The sequence below is a fragment of the Streptomyces sp. DG1A-41 genome (assembly GCF_037055355.1).
Lineage (GTDB): Bacteria > Actinomycetota > Actinomycetes > Streptomycetales > Streptomycetaceae > Streptomyces.
On record NZ_CP146350.1, the window covers coordinates 5471041 to 5490666 of the forward strand.

At 70.8% G+C, this 19626-nt stretch carries 16 protein-coding genes, 1 pseudogene and 1 riboswitch; of the genes and pseudogenes, 11 read left to right on the forward strand and 6 right to left on the reverse strand.

The window, feature by feature from the left end; all coding sequences use genetic code 11:
• Positions 1–236: 236 nt before the first annotated feature.
• The gene (locus V8690_RS25645; protein WP_338782432.1) at positions 237–1202 is read right to left on the reverse strand and encodes a WYL domain-containing protein; all 966 of its coding nucleotides are present in this window, start codon (positions 1200–1202) and stop codon (positions 237–239) included.
• A gap of 92 nt (positions 1203–1294) precedes the next feature.
• Between V8690_RS25645 and V8690_RS25650 the strand changes: the two genes are divergently transcribed.
• Together V8690_RS25650 and V8690_RS25655 are read left to right on the forward strand one after the other, a co-directional pair.
• Positions 1295–1660 carry a VOC family protein gene (locus V8690_RS25650; protein WP_338782435.1) on the forward strand — a complete coding sequence of 122 codons (366 nt, stop codon included), beginning with the start codon at positions 1295–1297 and terminating at the stop codon, positions 1658–1660.
• Positions 1661–1723: 63 nt separating this feature from the next.
• Positions 1724–2354, forward strand: a pseudogene (locus V8690_RS25655) (integrase core domain-containing protein); the annotation flags it as partial.
• Positions 2355–2424: 70 nt separating this feature from the next.
• Here the strand turns inward: V8690_RS25655 and fahA are convergent.
• A complete protein-coding gene (gene fahA, locus V8690_RS25660; protein WP_338782437.1) occupies positions 2425–3636 on the reverse strand; it encodes a fumarylacetoacetase in 1212 nt (403 codons plus the stop codon).
• Positions 3637–3946: 310 nt separating this feature from the next.
• Between fahA and V8690_RS25665 the strand changes: the two genes are divergently transcribed.
• The 6 genes from V8690_RS25665 (at position 3947) to V8690_RS25690 (ending at position 11296) form a co-directional block, all read left to right on the forward strand.
• Positions 3947–5194 (forward strand): DegT/DnrJ/EryC1/StrS family aminotransferase, encoded by a 1248-nt coding sequence (locus V8690_RS25665; RefSeq protein WP_338782439.1) that lies wholly within the window; start codon positions 3947–3949, stop codon positions 5192–5194.
• A gap of 118 nt (positions 5195–5312) precedes the next feature.
• Entirely contained in the window at positions 5313–6893 is a 1581-nt protein-coding gene (locus tag V8690_RS25670) for a lipopolysaccharide biosynthesis protein (protein ID WP_338785459.1), read from the forward strand.
• A 62-nt stretch (positions 6894–6955) separates the two neighbouring features.
• On the forward strand, positions 6956–7507 hold the full coding sequence (locus V8690_RS25675; protein WP_338782442.1) for a hypothetical protein: 552 nt from the start codon (positions 6956–6958) through the stop codon (positions 7505–7507).
• 389 nt (positions 7508–7896) lie between these two features.
• Positions 7897–9711 carry a glycosyltransferase gene (locus V8690_RS25680; RefSeq protein ID WP_338782444.1) on the forward strand — a complete coding sequence of 605 codons (1815 nt, stop codon included), beginning with the start codon at positions 7897–7899 and terminating at the stop codon, positions 9709–9711.
• Positions 9708–10148, forward strand: coding sequence for a hypothetical protein (locus V8690_RS25685; RefSeq protein ID WP_338782446.1), 441 nt, complete (start codon positions 9708–9710; stop codon positions 10146–10148). Before V8690_RS25680 ends, V8690_RS25685 begins: the two co-directional genes overlap by 4 nt.
• A gap of 131 nt (positions 10149–10279) precedes the next feature.
• Positions 10280–11296, forward strand: coding sequence for a glycosyl hydrolase (locus V8690_RS25690; protein WP_338782449.1), 1017 nt, complete (start codon positions 10280–10282; stop codon positions 11294–11296).
• A gap of 12 nt (positions 11297–11308) precedes the next feature.
• Here V8690_RS25690 and V8690_RS25695 read toward each other — a convergent pair whose 3' ends face one another.
• From V8690_RS25695 to V8690_RS25705, 3 genes are all read right to left on the reverse strand, one after another.
• A complete protein-coding gene (locus tag V8690_RS25695) occupies positions 11309–12064 on the reverse strand; it encodes a polysaccharide deacetylase family protein (protein ID WP_338782451.1) in 756 nt (251 codons plus the stop codon).
• A 143-nt stretch (positions 12065–12207) separates the two neighbouring features.
• Positions 12208–13593, reverse strand: coding sequence for a glycosyltransferase (locus V8690_RS25700; RefSeq protein WP_338782453.1), 1386 nt, complete (start codon positions 13591–13593; stop codon positions 12208–12210).
• An 18-nt stretch (positions 13594–13611) separates the two neighbouring features.
• Complete coding sequence (locus V8690_RS25705; protein WP_338782455.1) at positions 13612–14676, reverse strand: GNAT family N-acetyltransferase; 1065 nt, start codon at positions 14674–14676, stop codon at positions 13612–13614.
• Positions 14677–14867: 191 nt separating this feature from the next.
• On the opposite strand from V8690_RS25705, the gene V8690_RS25710 reads away from it, so the two are divergent.
• Positions 14868–15713: an HAD family hydrolase gene (locus V8690_RS25710; protein ID WP_338782457.1), complete on the forward strand. Its 846-nt coding sequence runs from the start codon at positions 14868–14870 to the stop codon at positions 15711–15713.
• On the opposite strand, the gene V8690_RS25715 is transcribed toward V8690_RS25710, so the two are convergent.
• Positions 15677–16453 carry a transglycosylase SLT domain-containing protein gene (locus tag V8690_RS25715; protein WP_338782459.1) on the reverse strand — a complete coding sequence of 259 codons (777 nt, stop codon included), beginning with the start codon at positions 16451–16453 and terminating at the stop codon, positions 15677–15679. The genes V8690_RS25710 and V8690_RS25715 overlap by 37 nt on opposite strands.
• A 3-nt stretch (positions 16454–16456) precedes the next feature.
• Positions 16457–16630, reverse strand: a riboswitch (cyclic di-AMP (ydaO/yuaA leader).
• A gap of 506 nt (positions 16631–17136) precedes the next feature.
• Here V8690_RS25715 and V8690_RS25720 point away from each other — a divergent pair.
• Together V8690_RS25720 and V8690_RS25725 are read left to right on the forward strand one after the other, a co-directional pair.
• Positions 17137–18147: a polyprenyl synthetase family protein gene (locus V8690_RS25720; RefSeq protein WP_338782461.1), complete on the forward strand. Its 1011-nt coding sequence runs from the start codon at positions 17137–17139 to the stop codon at positions 18145–18147.
• Between the two features lie 231 nt (positions 18148–18378).
• Entirely contained in the window at positions 18379–19617 is a 1239-nt protein-coding gene (locus V8690_RS25725) for a DUF2092 domain-containing protein (protein ID WP_338782463.1), read from the forward strand.
• Positions 19618–19626 lie beyond the last annotated feature (9 nt).

Here is a 19626-nt window from a genome sequence, read left to right on the forward strand (position 1 = left end):
GGTCGGAAGAGGGGCGGCTACGGGTCGTGCGGGGGAGGGCGGATGCTGTGCGCACCGTTGGCGCGGCTGAAGTGCACACAGACGAGCGCGCCGAACGTGCCGTGCACCGCGCGCGTGCGGGCACACCGCCCGAGCCCAGTATGACGGTGCCGGGCGGTGTGAGTCAGGGGTCGCGCGGCATCAGAAGCGCGGGGAGGGGCGACTGTCGGCCAGAGCCGGGCACTGGATGTTGCGGGTCAGGACGTTGGTGACGGCGCATAGTGGTGGGCAAGATCGGTGGCGAGGTCGCGGAGGTGAGCCCTGGCTTCGGTGGGGCCGTGCACAGTGATGGCGCTCCCGAACGGCAGTAGTGCTCGCACGTCCTCCAGATGCAGGAAGCGGATCGTTACCTTGCGGCCAGTGGCGGATTCTTCATGGTCGTCCCGGACGAGTCGTAGGCCAAAGATCCGTTGCGCTCGCTCGATCTGGGTCTGGTCGATGGTGGCGCTGACCTCGATCGCGTGGTTGTGTTCCCATTGCTCAATGAGCGCTGCAGCGACGGTGGCCAGGGTCTGGTTCTCGCGGATCCGTCGTGGCTGGTCGACTTCTTTCCACGTCGTGATCCGTTCGAGTCGGTACATCCGTGGCACTCGGGCACAGTCGGCGACGAGGTACCAGATGCCGGCCTTGGCGAACAGCCCGTAGGGATCCACGACCAGGTCGCGTGGGCATGGCTCGCGTGGGCTGTCGTACTCGATCCGTAGCCGGCGACCTCGCCGCACTGCGCCGACCAGCGAAGCCGGAGTCGTGCCGAAAGCTCGTGCCTGACGCCAGGGACGGCTGTCCACGTGCACTACGTCGGTGAGCGGCAGGAGCTCATGAACTCGACGTGGCTGTGTAGCGACGATCTTGGAGAGCGCGCGCCGGCTTTCGACCGATGCGTTGAGCTCCGCACGTTGCTTCTCATCCAGCCCAGTGAGCGACAGATGATCACGCTCGCCCGGTGTGAGTCGCGTGAGATCGAGTCCGGATCCGGGCAGCATGATCACGCCTCCGAGGCGGCCCCGGTGTGCGGTCACCGGCAGACCGGCGTCGCGGAGCCAGTTCAGATCCCGGGTGATGGTTCGAAGGGACACCCCGAGCGCTGAGGCGAGTTCCTGTGTGGTCACGGCATCCCTCGATTTGAGGAGCAGCATCAGGGTGAAGAAGCGGTCTGGGGTCACACACCAATTTATTCAGGAATTGCGACACGATGCGGCGCATATCCCGGTCAGGCTGGTGGATGCGTACCTACCACCTGTGAGAAGGAACAACCATGACCACATCCGTCGTGTCCATCGTCTACGTGAACGACGCTCCCGCCGCAGCTCGTTTCTACGGCGACCTCCTCGGCATGAGCCCCTCGTTCGAGACTCCGGGATACATCACCTTCGACCTCGGGCCAGGCGCTGACCTCGGTCTGTGGTCTGGCCAGTTCGAGGATCTGTCACCGGACGTCCCGCGCACCAGTGAGGTTTGCCTGGCCATCGACGGTGGACCCGACGAGCTCAACGCGACCTTCAAGCAGTGGAAGTCCAACGGTGTCACGATCCTGCGCGAGCCTCATGATGCGGGGTTCGGGCTGACCTTCCTCGCAGCCGATCCTGACGGGAACCGTATCCGCGTCGCACCGAAGGGCTGAAAGGCCGCAATGCGGCAGGCGCGCACGATAGGTGTCGCGCCTGCCGTCGTCTGACTTCGAGGCGGTGAGAACAACCGGAAGCCGGGGAAGATCACCGCCCGCTGGGCCCGGACACATGGTGCACCTGGATGTGAAGAAGGTCGGCCGGATCCCTGATGGCGGCCGGTGGCGGATCCACGGCCGGGACAGCGATCAGGCCAAGGTCGCTAGTCGGGCGAAGTCGGCCGGGGCAAAGCGTGGCTACGTCTACCTGCACTCCGTCGTCGATGGTTTCTCACGGCTCGCCTACACAGAACCGCTGGGCGATGAGAAGGGCGCGACGGCTGCTGCTTTCCTCGCCCGGGCGAAGGTCTGGTTCGCCGACCACGGCATCAACCACATCCACCGGGTCGTCACCGGCAATGGCACTTGCTACCGCTCCGGCGACTTCGCCCGCATCGTCGGGCAAGGCACCCGGCATCAGAGAGCCAAACCATACACACCTCGGCACAACGGGAAGGTGGAGCGCTACCAGCGCATCATGGCCGAGGAAGTCCTCTACGCCCGCGAGTTCACCAGCGAGAACGCCCGGTCAGCCGCGATCACAGTGTGGAACATCCACTACAACTACCACCGGCCGCACAGTGCTGCCGCCGGAAGGCCGCCAGCAGCACGCCTCCGCGGAAGCGTCACCAACGTCGAGCCCTCATACAACTGGGGGCGTCCGCAACCCGCCTGCCCTCCGGGCGGACGCCGGGACTTTGCGGACACCCCCTGGAGCGCCGTCAGGCCGGCACCACCCGCCCCGTCACCTCGCCCAGTCCCACCCGTACACCGTCCGGGCCCGGGGCCCAGGCCGAGAGGGTCACCACGTCGCCGTCCTCCAGGAACGTCCGCTTGCCGTCGGGGAGTTCGAGAGGGTCGCGGCCGTTCCAGGTCAGTTCGAGGAGGGAGCCGCGCTCGCGGTCCGCCGGGCCGCTGACCGTGCCCGAGCCGTACAGGTCGCCGGTGCGCAGGGAGGCGCCGTTGACAGTCATGTGGGCCAGTTGCTGGGCGGCCGTCCAGTACATGGTGGAGAAGGGCGGCCCGGAGACGACGTGGCCGTTCACGGCGACGGTGATCCGCAGGTCGTAGCCACCGGGTTCCTCGTCGCTGTCGTCGAGGTAGGGCAGCAGCTCGTGCGTCCGGGCCGGCGGCGCCACCCGGGCCTCCTCCAGGGCGTCCAGCGGGGTGATCCACGCCGACACCGACGTGGCGAAGGACTTGCCGAGGAACGGGCCGAGCGGGACGTACTCCCAGGCCTGGATGTCGCGCGCGGACCAGTCGTTGAGGAGGCAGAGACCGAAGACGTGCTCGCGGAAGCCGTCGAGAGACACCCGCTCGCCCATCCGGGACGGCACGCCGATTACGAAGCCGACCTCCGCCTCGATGTCCAGGCGGACGGACGGGCCGAAGACGGGAGCCGGGTCCGTGGGCGCCTTGCGCTGGCCCGAGGGGCGTACGACGTCCGTGCCGGAGACGACGACCGTGCCGGAACGGCCGTGGTAGCCGATCGGCAGGTGCTTCCAGTTGGGGGTCAGGGAGTCCTCGGCGTCGGGGCGGAAGATCCGCCCGACGTTCCGGGCGTGGTGCTCGGACGCGTAGAAGTCGACGTAGTCCGCGACCTCGAAGGGGAGGTGCAGGGTCACCGAGGACAGGGGGTGGAACATCGGTGCGACGGTCTCGCGGTGGGACGGCACGGTCACCCATGCCGTCAGCGCCCGGCGGACGTCCGACCAGGCCGTGCGGCCCGCGGCCAGCAGCGGGTTGAGGGTCGGCTGGGCGAGCAGGGAGGCGTACGGGGAGCCGAGCGCGTGGGCCGCCGCGCCGGCGTCCAGTACGTGGTCGCCGAGCCGGACGCCCACGGTCCGGCGGGAGGAACCGGGGAGGGAGAACACGCCGTACGGCAGGTTGTGCGGACCGAAGGGGTCGCCCTCGGGGACATCGAAGGGGGGCATCGGGTGCTGCCTCGCTTTCGGGTGTGCCGTGTCGTCGCCACGTGTTCGTGGTCGTGCCACACGTTACGGGTGGCACACCGGTCCTGGGCAGTGTCCGAGGAGGCGGATACGGGCGAACGGGGCAGGTGGGCCCGGGTGGGACCGGACGGTGCGACTCCGGCGCGGCGGACGGGACGCCGCATTCGTACGTGCCGGAAGTTATCCACAGGACGCGACGCAATCTTGACGGAGCGGTGCGAACGGGGCGACTCTGGGCGGGTGCCGGAAGGCCTCGGGGAGGGGGCGTTCCGAGGGCACACTTGGGGGGCGGATGGCCATTGGGGAGGCCGGTCCGGGCTCGGTGCGGCGTGGTTCGCAGCTCAAGCTGCTGGAAGAGACCATGCGCGTGCGGCTCGGCCGGGAATGTGTGTATGTACCGTCGTGCCGTTTCGGGCTGTATGTGGCGCTGCGCCACTGGTGCCCGCCCGGCGGGCGGGTGCTGATGTCGCCGGTCAACGACGACGTCATCTTCTTCGTCGTGCTCGCGGCCGGACTGCGTCCGGTGCAGGCGCCCCTGAACCCGCTCGACGCGTCCATCGACATCGATGCCGTGCCGGACGAAACGTGGAGATCGGCGTCGGCTGTGCTCACGACGAACCTGTACGGGAACCCGGACCCGGCGCCGCGCCTCAGGCAGAAGTGCGACGCGTTGGGGATTCCGCTCTTCGAGGACGCGGCGCACGCCATCGGCAGCCGGGCGGGGGACCGGCCGGTCGGGGCGTGGGGCGAGGCCTCCGCGTTCAGCCTGTCCAAGCATGTCGGGGCCAAGGCCGGAGGCATGCTCTCCCTCGCCGACCCGGGGCTGCGGGACGCGGTGGAGAAGACCTGCGCGGGACTGCTCACGCCGCGCCGGCCGAGCTCCGAACTCGCCTACGTCATCCGCCCGTACGCGGAGGCGGCGGTGCGCGGGCTGCGGCTGCGGCGTGCCGCGTGGGCCGCGATCCGGCTGCTGGGGCTGGCGGACCGCGAGGAGATCCGGATGCCGCTGCGCCCGGACGAACTCGCGCGGGCCGCCCGCCGGGCGCCCGGGCTCGACCCCCACCATCCCTGGGTACGCGTCGACATGCACGACTACCGCCAGGAGTCCGGCCCGCTGCGGCTGCGACGCATCGGGCGCAAGCTCGACCGGCTGGACGAGGTGCTGGACGCCTGCCGGGCGGGCACGGAGCTGCTGCTGTCCACGCCCTGGGCCAAGCCGCGTGACGCGTACGGCACCCAGCCGTTGTTCCGCGTCCCGCTGTTCGTGGCGGACCGGGACGCGGCGATCGCGGCACTGGCACGGCAGGGCGTCGTCGTCGGCTACCTCTACGACCCGCCCCTGGACGACTACGCCGGCGCGGAGTTCACCGACCCCTCACCGGACCCCGAGGCGGCCCGCTGGTTCGCGCGGCACGCGCTGCCCGTGGACCCGCTGCGGGCCCGGACGGTCGTCGAGGTGCTGGAGCGGTCCGGGGCGCAGCCGGTCGAGGCACCGGGAGAACCACCCCGTGACAGGCCGACACCGGGAGGGCTGGGTTAGTCCCGTGGCTGAGATCCAGGTGCACGAGCCCGCCGCCACGCGCGCCGACGGCGGCGGACCGAAGCCTGCCGTCGACGAGCACACGCACGACTCGCTGTTCAAGAACGCCTACTTCCTCATGCTCAGTACCGGCGTGTCCGCCGTACTGGGCCTGGGGTTCTGGCTCGTGGCCGCCCGCTACTACTCCGAGGAGGCCGTCGGCCAGGGCTCTGCCGCCATCGCCGCGATGCGGCTGCTCGCCAGCATCACGGCGACGACGATGATCGGCGCCGTCGTCCGTTTCGTCCCGCGCGCGGGACGGGGGACCGGGCGCCTGGTGTGGGGCACGTACGCGGCCAGTTCGCTGGTCGTGGCGCTCGCCGCCGCCGTCTTCCTGCTCACGCTCGACGCGTGGGGAGCGTCGTACGCACCGCTGGGCACGCCCATGGCGGGCGCGGTGTTCGTCGCGGCGTGCGTGGCCTGGGCGCTGCTCACGCTCCAGGACGGGGTGCTCACCGGACTGCGCAAGGCGGAGTGGGTACCGGCCGGGAACGCGGTGTTCTCGGTCGGGAAACTGGCCCTCCTGGCCGTCTTCGCCGGCATGCTGCCCGTCCTCGGCATCTTCGTGTCCTGGGCGGTGGCGATCGCCTTCTCCACACTGCCGCTGGGCTGGCTGATCTTCCGCCGGCTCATCCCGCGCCAGGCCGACCTCGACGGCGACAAAGAGCCCCTGAAACTCCGCGACATGGGCCGCTTCCTGGCCGGGGACTCGTTGGGCGCGCTGTTCAGCCTGGCGATGATCAACCTGCTGCCGGTGATGGTCGCGGTCCGCTTCAGCGCCGCGGAGAACGGCTACTTCTACGTGGCGTACACGGTCGGCGGCACGATGGAGTTCCTGGCCATCAACATGGCCTCGTCCCTCACCGCGCACGCCTCCCACGACCCGCGGCAACTCGCCGACGGCGTCCGGGGCGCACTGCGGCGCATGACGCTGCTGCTGGTCCCGATCGTTCTGGTGCTGGTCCTCTTCGCCCCCTACATCCTCACGCCCTTCAGCCCGGACTACGCCGAGCACGGCTCGACCGTGCTGCGGCTGCTCGCCCTCGGCGCGCTGCCGCGGGTGGTGGTGGAGCTGTACATCGGCGTCCTGCGCGTGCAGGGGCGTACGGGTGTGCTCGCCGCGCTCCAAGGCGCCATGTGCGCCCTGGTGCTGGGCAGCGCGACCGTGCTGTTCACCCCGGCCGGGATCGCGGGCGCCGGCTGGGCGGTGCTGCTGAGCATGACGCTGATCGCCGTCGTCTCCACGGTCGGGCTGCGAGCGGCACTGCGGCACAACGACAGCGCACCCGCGGCCCGTACGCCCGCCGATCCCTCCTACGGCACCCGCTGGGCGAAACTGAACGCCACCGCCGGGTACGGCACGACCTGGGCACGCCGGGCCCAGGACCAGCGCAAGGACGGCGACGAGGACGACGCGGACACGGTCACGTTGTTCATAGGGCGCCCCGGGTACGAACGTGAGGCGCTCCAGGCGGACACGCTGGCGCTGATCGTGCGGCCGCATCATCCGGACGGGCCGCATCATCCGGACGCCGCGGAGCAGGGGGCGAGCCACGAGGAGGCCGGGGCCGTCGACACGGCGGCCGCCCCGCCGGCCCCGCGCACCCGGCGGCGCCCGGACCGCCCGAGGCCGGGGACGAAACCCAGGAGCGGCGGCTGAGAGGCGCCCTCTGGAGCCTGCTCGGCGTCGCCACGGTCTTCTTCTGGGCGCCGTTACGCGACATGCCCTGGCAAGACGCTGCCACCGGAGCGGAACTGACGGGACGTCAGTTGCTGGAGGGCCTGCCGTTGCCGTCGCTCACCGCGGGAGGCATGCTGCTCGTGGTGTTCGTCGCCGCCGTCACGCTGTGCACCCGGCGCGACCCGTGGCTGCCCGGCGCGGCGCTGTACGCCGCCCTGCTCGCCCTGTACGCCGCACCGGTCGCCCTCGGCCGGGAACCGCGGCCGGTGGACGGGGCGTTGTATGGGAAGACGGCCGGCTTCCTCGCGGACGCGGTGGGGCTCGACGGCCCCGAGCCGCTGCTTCGCTGGGCGCCGCCGGTCTGCCAGCTGCTGTGCCTCGTACCGCTGTGGCTGCTGCTCGCGAGCGCGGGCGGACGGCTGACGTGGCCGCGGCGCTGGGGGGTTCTGTATCTCGTCTCGGTCGGCGGCTGGGCGTGGCGTGATGCGCTCGCACCGGTCGCGCCGCCCCTGCTCGCCGTACTTGTCGTACTCGTCCTGCTCCTGCCGGTGTGCCGCCGTGCCGCGTCGGCCAGGGGGCCAGGGCCCTTCTGATGGATCTCCGCAGCGTCACGACGCCCGGCACGCACGCTCGCCGCACGGTGCGGAGGGCCAGGTGGCTCCGCCACATGACCCTCCGCACCGCACGCCGATCGCACGCACCGAACGCCGCTCCTTCTCCTTCGGATATCCATCAGAAGGGCCCTAGCGCACCGCAGAAGGCCGAACGGCCGACCCAGCGACTGATCAAGCTCCAGAGCCGAACAGAGCCGAACCGCCAGGGGGGAACCACCGTGCGTCCGCCAGTAACTCCGAGGGAGAGATCCACGCCAGAACCCACACCGGCACGGGACGGCGCGAGCACCCCCGGCGGTAGCCCCGAGACCTCCGGTCAGTCCTCCAGTTCCTCCTCCTCGGAGTCGTCGAGCCCCGCTCAGGAGCCCGTGACGGACCTGTCCGATCTGCCCCCTGCCTTGTCCGGGCGGCGCGCGCTGGCCTGGCCCGGCGTTCCGCTGATCGCCGCCCTCGCCCTGTGGGCGTACGCCATGCGGCACACCGACGTCTCGCGGCTCGACGACTACGGGCTGGTCACCGCGCTGCACCCGACCTTCTGGGCCGGCCTCGTGGTGCTCACGACCGGGTTCTGGTTCACGGTCCGCGATCCGCGCCGGCCGGGCGCCTGGGCGGCGGCGTACGTCCTCGGGCTGCTGGTGATGGAGCGGGTGACGCAGGCCGTGCTCTACCCGACCCCGCTGTACGCGTGGGCGTGGAAGCACGAGGCGGTCATCGACCATCTGCTGACGGCAGGAGGTCTGCAAACGGCCGACCAGGTCGGCGACATGGCGGTGTACGACCAGTGGCCGGGCTTCTTCGCCGCCCAGGCCGCCCTGGTACGGCTGCTGGGCGTGGAGTCCTCGGCGATGTTCATGGCCTGGTGGCCCCTGGTCTCCAGCCTGATGCTGCTGCTCCCGCTGCTGCTGATCTACCGCACCTTCACGGAGGACCGGCGGCTGATCTGGACCGCCATCTGGCTCTTCTATGTCGCCAACTGGGTCGGGCAGGACTACTTCTCGCCCCAGTCCGTGGCCTACGCGCTGCACGTCGGCGTCCTGGCCGTGGTCCTGCGCCGCTTCGGCCGGTCCGCCGGGCGGAGCGGGCGGCCCCGGCAGGCCGTGTGGACGGTGGTGCTCACCGTCATGATCGCGGCGATCGTCATCTCCCACCAGCTCACCCCGGGCATGCTGGTCGTCTGCCTGGTCGCCCTGTGCCTCAGCCGCCGCTACCGCGACTGGGTCCCGGTGGTCACGACCGTCGTGATCTTCCTGGCCTGGTGTCTCACGGCCGCGTTGCCCTTCCTGTCCGCGGCGATGCCGGACATGATCCGCTCCATCGGTGACGTCGGCGCCAACGTGGAGACGGGGTACGGCGCCACCCCGACCGGCACCGGAGCGATCGCGACCTCCTGGGCGGCTCGGCTGCTGTCCGGGTCCGTCCTGCTCCTCGCTGCCGTCGGAGTCCTGCGTCAACGGGTGCTGCGGCACCGGGCCCGGCCCTTGCTGCTGATCGCGGCGGCCCCGCTGCCGATGTTCGCGGCGAGCAGCTACGGCAGCGAGATGATCTTCCGGGTGCTGCTGTTCATGCTGCCCGGTGCCGCGTTCTTCGCCGCCGCCGCGCTGCTGCCCAAGGTCCGCACGCTGGCCGCCGACGCCGCCGCCAGGGAGGCCGGCGGTCGGCAGGCCGCCCCCGTGAAGGCCCGCAGACGGGGGCTCGGCACCTGGGTGGGGCCGGCCGCACTGCTCGGCGGAACCCTGGCGTTCGTCCCGGCCTACTCGGGCAAGGACCGGATCAACTACTTCCCGCCGCAGGAAGTGGCCCTCGTACGGCAGCTCTTCGACCAGGCACCCGACGGCTCGCTCGTCGTGGCCGCCAACCGCAACTACCCGCTGGCGTACGCCTCCTACTGGAGCGTCGACCACTACTGGTTCCTCGACGACGCCCGCAGCCACGTCGACCGGATCGTCAAGAACCCGGCCGGCACCCTCGCCAGTGACATGGCCGGGGTGGGGCGGCCGGCCCGGGCCTACTTCCTCCTCACGCAGGGGCAGTTGGCCAACTCGGAGATGAACGGACAGCTCGACAGGGCGCAGCTGGACCGCATCCAGAAGTCCGTCGCCGCCTCACCACGGTTCCAGCTCGTGGCGGAGAACAGCGCCGGATGGCTCTACGTACTGAAGCAGGCGCAGGGAGCGGAGCGATGACACCGCAGGAGCTCGTGGTCCGGATGCTGCCGCCGTTCGGCGGCTGGCTCGCGCTCGCCGCGCTCGCGCTGCCCGGCGGGTCGCCGCTGCGGGGCGCCGCCGTCGCCCTCTTCCTGGCGGCGGGCCCGGGCGCGGCCGTGGTCAGAGTCTGCGTCCCCGCGCTGGGGGCGCGGCCCGCCGAAGGGCCCGTCGAGCGCCGGGACCCGGACTTCGCCCGCCACTCCGACCTGCTGGAGCGGCTGATGCTCGTGCTGTTCCTGAGCATCGGCGCCGTGATGCTCGTCGCGACCGTGCTGATCGCCACGCACACCTTCAGCGCGCAGCGGGTGCTGCTGACGCTGTCGCTGCTGACCACACTCGCCGCGTTCTGCCCGCCGCTGCGCGCCTCCCCGCCGCCGAGGACGACACCGAGGACACCGAAGGGTTCTGCTCAGTGAGCTTCAACCGTCCCCACCGTCCCTTTCGCCGCCGGCCGACCACGACCGGACAGCATCGCAGGAGACCACAGTCACACGAAGAGCAGCCGTCCGCCGGCCGGTTCACATCGCGCCGGCGCCGTCTGCTGATCATGTCCGCCACGGTCGTCAGCGCCGTCCTGGTCGCCGGACTCACCCTCCGCAACGCCTCCGGGCCGGACCCGGGAGCCGCCGGTTCCAAGGCGGACTGCCGCCCCACGGCGCTCCTGGAACCGCCCTGCGGCGCCTGGTTCGGGGCGTTCGTGCCGCACGAGCGGGACGATCTGCCGGAGAAGGTGCGCGCCTACGAGAAGCGCGTCGGCCGCGAACTCGACATCGTGTACACGTACCACGACATGTCCCTGCCCGAGGGCACCCGCCGGGAGGGCCAGTTGCTCACCCCGGAGGAACAGAGCGTCGGCGAGGACCGTCTGCTGCTGCTGTCCTGGGAGAGCAAGTGGTGGGGCGGCACGAAGAAGCAGCAGCCGACCTGGAAGCAGATCGCCGCCGGCGAACTGGACAGGACCGTCATCGACGTCCAGGCCAAGCGGATCAAGGACTACGGCAAGAAGGTGTTCCTCTCCTTCGACCTGGAGATGGACACCCGCACCCCGGCCAACGGCACCCCCGCCGAGTATGTGAAGGCGTACCGGCACATCCACGACCGCTTCCGTGAACTGGGCGTCGACAACGTGGTGTGGACGTGGATCACCACCGGTTATCTCGACCACGCCGAGGAGATGAAGCGGATGTATCCCGGCGACGAGTACGTCGACTGGATCGGCTACAACCAGTACAACTACTACCGCTGCCACAACACGGGCTGGCTCAGCTTCGCGCAGACGCAGCACGCCGCGCACGACTGGATCCGTAAGAACATCTCCGACGACAAGCCGCTGATGCTCTCCGAGTTCGGCACCGCCGCGGACTCGGCCCGCCCGCAGCGGCAGGCCGAGTGGTACGCGCAGGTGCCCGGTGTACTGAAGGGCCTGGAGGGCGTCAAGGCCGCCCTCCAGTGGAACTACCGCGACCCCGGCCCGCACTGCAATCTGGCCCTGGCGAACGAAGCGGCCTGGGACAGCCTGCGCGAGGCGGTCGCCGACCCGTACTTCAACCAGCCGCTCAAGTAACTCGGGCAGGGATCAGCCTGCGAACTCGGGCCCGCGCACCACCGCGCGGGCCCGCCGGTACCACCGCCACGCGATCGTCTTCGGCCCGTCCCGGTACGGCGCGACCCGCGCGCCCGCACCCGCCAGCCAGCCCTCCACGTCGGCGACGGTGTGGGTACGCCGGACGATGAGCCGGGCGATGCGGTAGCGCTCGTCGCGGTCGGAGCTGAGCGCGTGCCGAACGGCGGTCGCCGTCTCGTAACCGGCCCGGGCCGACATCGCCCGTACGCGCGGGCTGTTGTAGCCGTGCGGATAGGCGAGATGGCGCACCTCGTGCCCGAGGGCGTCCTCCAGCACGGCCTTCGACGAGCGCAGTTCGTACGCCAGTTCCTTGCCGGACAGGGTGTCGAGCTGCGCGTGCGTGACGGTGTGGCTGCCGATCTCCATGCCGTAACGTTCCAGCTCCGCCGCCCGGTCCAGGGTCATCATCGGCGCGGGCGGCAGCAGACTGCGGCCGCCCGGGGCGATGGCGCCGGTGGTGAGATAGGCGGTGGCGGGCAGCGCCCGCTCGGCCAGCGCCTCGGCGGTGGGGCCGGGCAGATCGGCGAAGCCGTCGTCGAAGGTGAGCAGCACGGGCCGGGGCGGCAGGGGCGCCCGCCCGGCCAGGTGGTCGGCGATCGTACTGATCGTGACGGGCGTACGGCCGCTGTCGACCACGGCGTCGAGATGCGCCGCGAACTGTGTCGGGGTGACCGTGAACTCGGCGATCCAGTCGGGCGGATCGTCCATCACGGAGTGGTACAGGAAGACCGGGATGGCCGGGGAGCCGGCCGCACCCGGTGGCGATATCGGCCCCTCACCGTCCTGCGCGCCCCGCTCCGCCCGGCCTCTGCCGTCTCCCTGCCTCTCACCACGCGCACGCGCAGACGTCCTCATCTCGCCCCCTCAACACTCGCGCGCAGCGCCCGCCGCGCGCGCAGATAGCCGACAGGCCCGTACACCATCCCCCTGCGCTGCAACCGCGACAGCCGCCGCGGCCACGGATGCGTCCGCACGTCGTGGTCGCCCGGCGCCCCGCCGACCTCCGTCTCGCGTACGGCGGTCAGCGTGCGGGCGTGGGCGAGGCCCCGGGGCAGCCTCGCGAGGAACGCCGGCAGCAGCGCGGGGCGGTTCACGAGCACCGCGGTGAGATAGGCGGTGAGCCCGGCGCCGTAGCCGTACGCCTGGGTCTCCAGGTCCCGCCAGGTCTCCCGGTGGTGGTGCCAGACCAGGGCGTACGGCGTGTAGCGCAGCCGGTGCCCCTGGGTCAGGACGCGGACAAAACCGTACAAGTCATCGCCGCCCCGGGCGGCCGTACCGGCGCCGGTGGCCGGGTCGAAGCCGCCGACCTCACGCAGCACCGCCGTACGGAACGCCATGTTGGCGCCCGAGCCGAACCGCCCCGCCGTGAACGGGAACAGCGGCTCGTCGCCCGGAGGACGCGCCGTGTCGTACGTCCTTGGAGTGAAGCCTTTCGCGAAGCCGCCGTGGCTCTCCAGCAGCACCTGGGCCGGGGTGGTCAGCCGCGCGGGCAGGATCAGCCCGGTGCTGCACCCGAGTCCGTGGTCGGCGGCGAAGGGCGCGGTCAGTTCGGTCAGCCAGCGCGGATCGGCGACCACGTCGTCGTCCGTGAAGGCGACCACCTCGCCCCGCACGGCCGCGAGCCCCGTGTTGTGCGCGACCGCGAGGCCGGGCACCGGCTCGCAGACGTACCGCACGCGCTCGGCGTACTTCCGCTCGACCAGTTCCCGCGTCTCGCTCGTCACGGGAGCGTTGTCCACGACGACGATCTCGAACCGCGGATGGTCCTGCGCCAGCACCGAGTCCAGTGCCCGGGCCAACTGCCCGGCACGCTCCCGGGTCGCGATGACGACACTCGCGTACGGCGGCTCGGCGGGCCCACGGGCTGCCTCGGGCCTGCGGGCTTGTCCGGGGTCGCCGGTTTCCCCGGTCCTGCGGGCCTCTCCGCGGTCGCCGGTTTCCCCGTGCCCACCGGCTTCCCCGCGTTCACCCGCAAGGACAGGCGCGCATTCCGCCCGCGCCCGCGCCGTGAGCACGGCCTTCGCGTCCGCCCCCTCCGGCACTCGCGCGAGCAGCGTCCCAACGGGCTGCCCGCCCTGCCTGACCAGCACGAACACATCACCGTGCGTCACCGGGTGGCTCCCCGGCCCCGGTCTGAGCACCGCCTCGTCACCGTCGAGGTCCAACTCGGCGACCTGCACCGACCCGATGTCCAGGAACCGCCGTATCTCCTCCTGCGCACGCGCCGAACGGGCCATGCGCCCTCCCCCTCGTCGTCAGGTACGGCGCAGCCGAGCCGCGCCCTTCAGGGTCCGCGCGGCCAGCGACGCAAGCCGTGGCCTGCCGCGGACGAAGCTGTGCGCGCGGCGCGCCGGCTCGCGGCTCAGCCAGTGCAGTGCCGCGCCCGCCCCCGGACGCATCACCGCGCCCTCGTACACGGGCAGTTCGCCCGTCTTGAGCGCGTCCTTGTACTCGGCCGCGCCCCGCCCCAGGTCGAGCATGCCGATGCCCTCGGCGGCCGCCGCCTCGGCCATGCGCAGGTGCAGCACCAGACCCGGCGAGTACTTCGCGAACTCCGGGTCGTAGGCAGGGAACCAGCAGGCCAGGACCGACGCCGAACGCAGGCCGAAATGCGCGGCCAGGGGCCGCTCCCCGGCGTACAGCACGGACAGCGTGCCGCTGCACTCCGGCGCCCGGGTCTGGGCCAGCCGCCCCACGAGCCGGGTGATCCACTCCCGGGCGAACCGGTCCCGGCGGCCCGTTCTGCGATACTGCGCGGACTTCCACTCCGTGAGCGTGCGCAGCGCGGCGGGTTCGCGCTCGTCGAACACGAACCGCAGCTCGCCGACCTGCCGGCCCAGTCTGCGCTCCTTGGCCAGGGTGGTCTTCAGGAACTTCGGCGACTGGGCGCGCAGCACCGACTCGTACGTCTCGTAGCCCTTCTCCACGTCGATGACGTAGGTGGCGTGCTCCTCGGCCGCGTACCGGACGAACAGCCGCTGCTCGGCCTCCAGGTTGTCGAAGGCGAAGCTCGACAGCGAGCAGGCCCGCAGCAGTTCACGCGTGTCCAGCTCCAGGCCGGGCCGCAAAATCGCGCCCTGCGCGTCCGAGACGCCGAGCCCGATCGCCCGGCCCTGTCCCAACGGGCCCCGCTCATGGGGCAGGAAGCCGGCCGGCTCCAGCCCCTCGTACACCACCGCTATCCGCGCCTGCGGCCTCACCAGGCCGACGGCTTCGGTGAACTCCGGTTCCATGAAGGGGTTGCGCGGTGTCTCCGACGCCGCGCGCAGCGCGCGCCAGCGCTCCCTCTCCCCCTCGCCGAGCTCCCCGGGCCCAGCCACACGTATGCGCCCACTGCTCAACCCGACCCCCCGATCAAGTCCCCCTGGACACTTGGAAGGTACCGCCCGAGATGGCCCCGACGGTAGGTAGCGGACCATGTTGTTGCCAACTGGTGCAGAGGCCTTCAACCGGGCAATCGGCGTCCGTCGGGCGGTGAAACGAAAGGGCGCGCTGTCCGTATTCTCTGATCATGGCCGCACCCATCGCATATTCACTCATCGCCACCGACCTGGACGGGACGCTGCTGCGCGGCGACGACACCCTGTCCGACCGGTCTCTCGCCGCGCTCGCGCGGGTGGCGGACGCCGGTGCCCAGCACCTCGTGGTGACGGGCCTGGCGCCGAGAGTGCGGCCGCTCCTGGACGACCTCGGCGCCACGGGGCTCGCGGTGTGCGGGCAGGGCGCTCAGGTGTACGACGCCGGCGCGGACCGGCTGCTGTGGTCCATCACCCTGGACCGTGAGCTGGCCGAGACCGCCCTCGGCAAGATCGAGGCCGAGGTGGGGCAGGTGTACGCCGCGGTCGACCAGGACGGCGTCGACGGGCTCACGCTCATCGAGCCGGGCTATCTCATGCCGCACCCGACCCTGCCCGCGGTTCGGGTCGACCGGCGCGACGAGCTGTGGGGCGAGCCGATCAGCAAGGTGCTGCTGCGCCATCCCTACCTGAGCGACGACGAGTTGGCGGCGACGGCCCGCTCGGTGGTCGGGTCGCTGGCGACGGTGACGATGTCGGGGCCCGGCACGGTCGAGCTCCAGCCGTGCGGCGTCACCAAGGCGACGGGCCTGGCGCTGGCCGCCGAGCACCTGGGGCTGCGGCCGGCGGACACCCTCGCCTTCGGCGACATGCCCAACGACATCCCGATGTTCGACTGGGCCGCCCACGGCGTCGCGATGGCCAACGCCCATCCCGAACTCAAGGCCGTGGCCGACGAGGTCACCCTGTCGAACGAGGACGACGGCATCGCCGTCGTCCTCGAACGACTGCTGGGCGGGACGGCTCAGTACGGGCCGTTGACGTTGTCGATCGAGCCGTAGCGGTCGGCCGCGTAGTTGCAGGCCGCGGTGATGTTGGCGACCGGGTCGTACGGGTCGTAGGGGGTGCCGGGCACGTGGTACGCGGCGAAGGTCGGGTCGATGACCTGGAGCAGACCCTTGGACGGGGTGCCCTTGGCGGCGTTCGAGTCCCAGTTGTTGATCGCCTGGGGGTTGCCGGACGACTCACGCATGATGTTGCGGTAGATGCCGTCGTACGAGCCCGGAATCCCCTTCTGCGCCATGATGTCCAGTGCCTCGCGGATCCAGCCGTCCAGGTTGTTGGCGTAGGTCTTCGCGGAGGCCTGGGTGGCCTCGGCGACGCCGCCGGCGGGCTTCGCGGCCGGCTTGGCGGGGGCGGACGACTTGGTCGCCGTCTTCTTCACGGTGTCCGCCTTGGCCGTCACCTTCAGCTTCAGACCCGGGTGGATCAGCTGCGGGTTGTCGCCGACGGCGGCGCGATTGTCCTTGTAGAGCTGCTTCCAGCCGCCCGACACGTCGTACTTGTCCGCGATGCGGTAGAGCGTGTCGCCCTTGGTCACGGTGTACGTGAGGGACTTGGCGGGCTGGGCCGCCTGCGGCACGGACTGTGCGGCGGCGGGTGCGTTCTGGGCCGGCTGGGCGGCGCTGGCGTGCGTCGCGCCGAGCAGCGGGAGGGTGAGTGCCGCTCCGCAGGTGCCGGCGGCTGCGACACGACGGGTGAGCTGATTGCTTCTGCGGCGACGGTGGTTGCCTCGGGGCATGGCGATATTCCTCTCCGACGCCTGCGAGGTGAGCTGTCGGGTTCGGGCCGGGAGGTGCCCGGCCGCCCACGGCGCTGTGCGCCGTACGCGGCTTCACCCCGAGCCGTTCCGCTGCGCGGACCGGCGACTTACCTGGGTCCCCCGCTCCTGCCATGCGTGAGTGAGTGGGTTCGTGTGGGGAGTCCGGGCGGTGGCAGGATTCGGCGTCCGCCGGACAGGCCCGGAACGTATGCGAGAGCACATGTCGGGAACAAGCGCCGAAGTCACATATCGTGCCGGTTGACCTGTCAGGGGCGTATGGGGCGCTTGATCCTTTGCGGGAGCCAAGGCTCAACTCGCGTTCGGCGGAAGGAGGTACGGGCCGGTGCCGGAGTGGGGCGTCGCAGGGGATAACGTGATTCAACTCACTGATCACGAGTCTGTGGGGCAATTTCCATCAAAGGGAATTCGCTTATCTAACGCGGCAAATCGTGCATAGCGCACTACCTCCTGGTAAGTCGACAAATGTCTGCTCTTATGAGCTGATCGAAAACATTGCGGTCGTGATCGGATACCACCCGGCCTGTAACCATGGGCACTGGTGGTGATCGAAACGTGACCGGATACGCTGACTCGAGTGATGGCAGCGACCTATCGACAATCCGCGTAATCACCGGCAGACACCAGCAGACAGGAGACCCCTCGTGACCGACGTCGGGCCGTTCGGGCTGAGCGTGCGGGACCAGGCTCTGGAGGCCGATGTCCAGGCCGGGTTGGCGGCTGTCGAGGAAGGCTTGCTCGAGGCCACCAAGAGTGAGGTGCCCTTCATCACGGAGGCCGCCCAGCACCTGGTCCGGGCCGGCGGCAAGCGGTTCCGTCCGCTGCTCGTGATGCTCTCCGCCCAGTTCGGCGACCGGTACGCGCCCGGGATCGTGCCGTCGGCCGTCGTCGTGGAGCTGACCCACCTCGCCACGCTGTACCACGACGACGTGATGGACGAGGCCGCCGTGCGCCGCGGGGTGGCGAGCGCGAACGCCCGCTGGGGCAATTCCGTCGCGGTCCTCACCGGCGACTTCCTCTTCGCCCGCGCCTCGCACATCCTGGCCGACCTCGGCCCGGAGGCGGTGCGGGTGCAGGCCGAGGCGTTCGAGCGGCTGGTGACCGGCCAGATCCTGGAGACGGCCGGACCGCAGGACGGCCGCGACCCCGTCGAGCACTACCTGGACGTGCTGGGCGGCAAGACCGGCTCGCTGGTGGCGGTGTCGTGCCGGTTCGGCGCGATGATGTCCGGCGCCGACGAGACGGTCGTGGACGTGCTGACCCAGTACGGCGAGCGGCTCGGCGTGGCCTTCCAGCTCGCGGACGACGTCCTGGACATCGCCTCCGACTCCCACGAGTCCGGCAAGACGCCCGGCACCGACCTGCGCGAGGGCATCCCCACGCTGCCGGTGCTGCGGCTGCGCGAACGGGCCGCCCGGCTCGGGCTCGCGGACGACATCGCCCTGTGCGAGCTGCTCGACTCCGACCTCACCGACGACGACCGGCACGCCGAGGCCCTGCGTCTGCTGCGGGCCCACCCGGCGCTGGAACAGGCCCGGCAGGACACGATCCGCTACGCCCAGGACGCCCGCTCGGCGCTGGCCCCGCTGCCGGAGTGCGCCGCGAAGGAGGCGCTGGTGGAGCTGTCCGACGCGGTGGTGCACCGGGCCGGCTAGCCCGTCTTTCCCGTACGACCCCTACGGGTCGGGGGAGAAGCCGCCCTCTCGTGTCATACCGCAGCAGTACGCGGAGTTGAGCCCGGAGTCTGACGTATCTCCCTGGCCGATTTGGTCAGATGGACACCACGGAAAACACCACTCCTCACCGCTTCGGGTGAGAATGGCGGCTCAGGGACGAGTGCGTGGACGACACGGACAGCCGCCGCCGACCACGGAGGTAGGGCACACATGGCACCGTACGCATCCGACGACAGCACGACCGCCGGGGAGGCCGACGAGCGGAGCTCCGGGCGGCGCAAAGCCGCGCGGTACGTCGTCCCGGTCACGGTGATGGGGGTGGCGGCCGCGACGATCGGGCTGGTCCCCGCACTCGCCGACTCCGGTGACCCCGACCTCCCGAAGATCACCGCACAGCAGCTCATCGAGAAGATGGCCAAGTCGGACGTCCAGCAGCTGTCCGGCACGGTGAAGATCAGCACGGACCTCGGCCTGCCGGACCTCGGCGGCCTGGAGAGCAGCCTGATGTCCGGCGCCGCGGGCCAGGGCGAGGGCGGCTCCTCCGCCGACCCGACGGCCAAGCTCACGGAACTGGCCTCCGGCACGCACACCCTGCGCGTCGCGGCCGACGGCCCGGACAAGCAGAAGCTGTCGCTGCTGGAGAACGCCGCCGAGTACAGCGTCGTCCACAACGGCAAGGACGTCTGGGGCTACGACAGCAAGTCGAACGAGGTCTACCACGGCACCGCCTCCGACAGCCCGGAGCACGAGAAGGAGCAGCCGCCGGCCACGCCGAAGGACTTCGCCGAGGAGGCTTTGAAGGCCGCCGACGACACGACCTCCGTGACCGTGGACGGCACCGTCCAGGTCGCCGGCCGGGACGCCTACAAGCTGCTCATCACGCCGAAGCAGTCCGGCACGACGGTCGGCGCGATCACCGTGGCGGTGGACGCGAAGACCGGCCTGCCGCTGAAGTTCACGCTGACCCCGGCGAGCGGCGGCGCCGCCGTCGTCGACGCGGGCTTCACCCAGGTCAGCTTCGCCAAGCCGGCCGCGTCGACCTTCGACTTCACCCCGCCCAAGGGTGCGAAGGTCACCGAGGAGAAGGATGCCGGCAAGGGCTCCGACAAGGACTTCGGCAAGGGCTTCGAGAAGGGCGGGCCGCGCGGGCACGCTCCCAAGGCCGAGGAGGACCTCGGCAAGGGCCTCCACGGCATGAAGACCATCGGCGAGGGCTGGAACTCCATAGCCACCTTCGACACCGGCGGCGAGGGCGTGCCCTCGGGCAAGGCCGGCGGCGAGTTCGGCGGCTTCATCGACTCGCTCGGCGACAAGGTGACCGGCAAGTTCGGCTCGGGCACGGTCTTCTCGACCCGCCTGATCAATGCCCTGATCACCGACGACGGCAAGGTCTACGTGGGCGCGGTCACCAAGGACGCGCTCGTGAAGGCGGCCGACGCCGGGAAGTAAGTCCTTTCA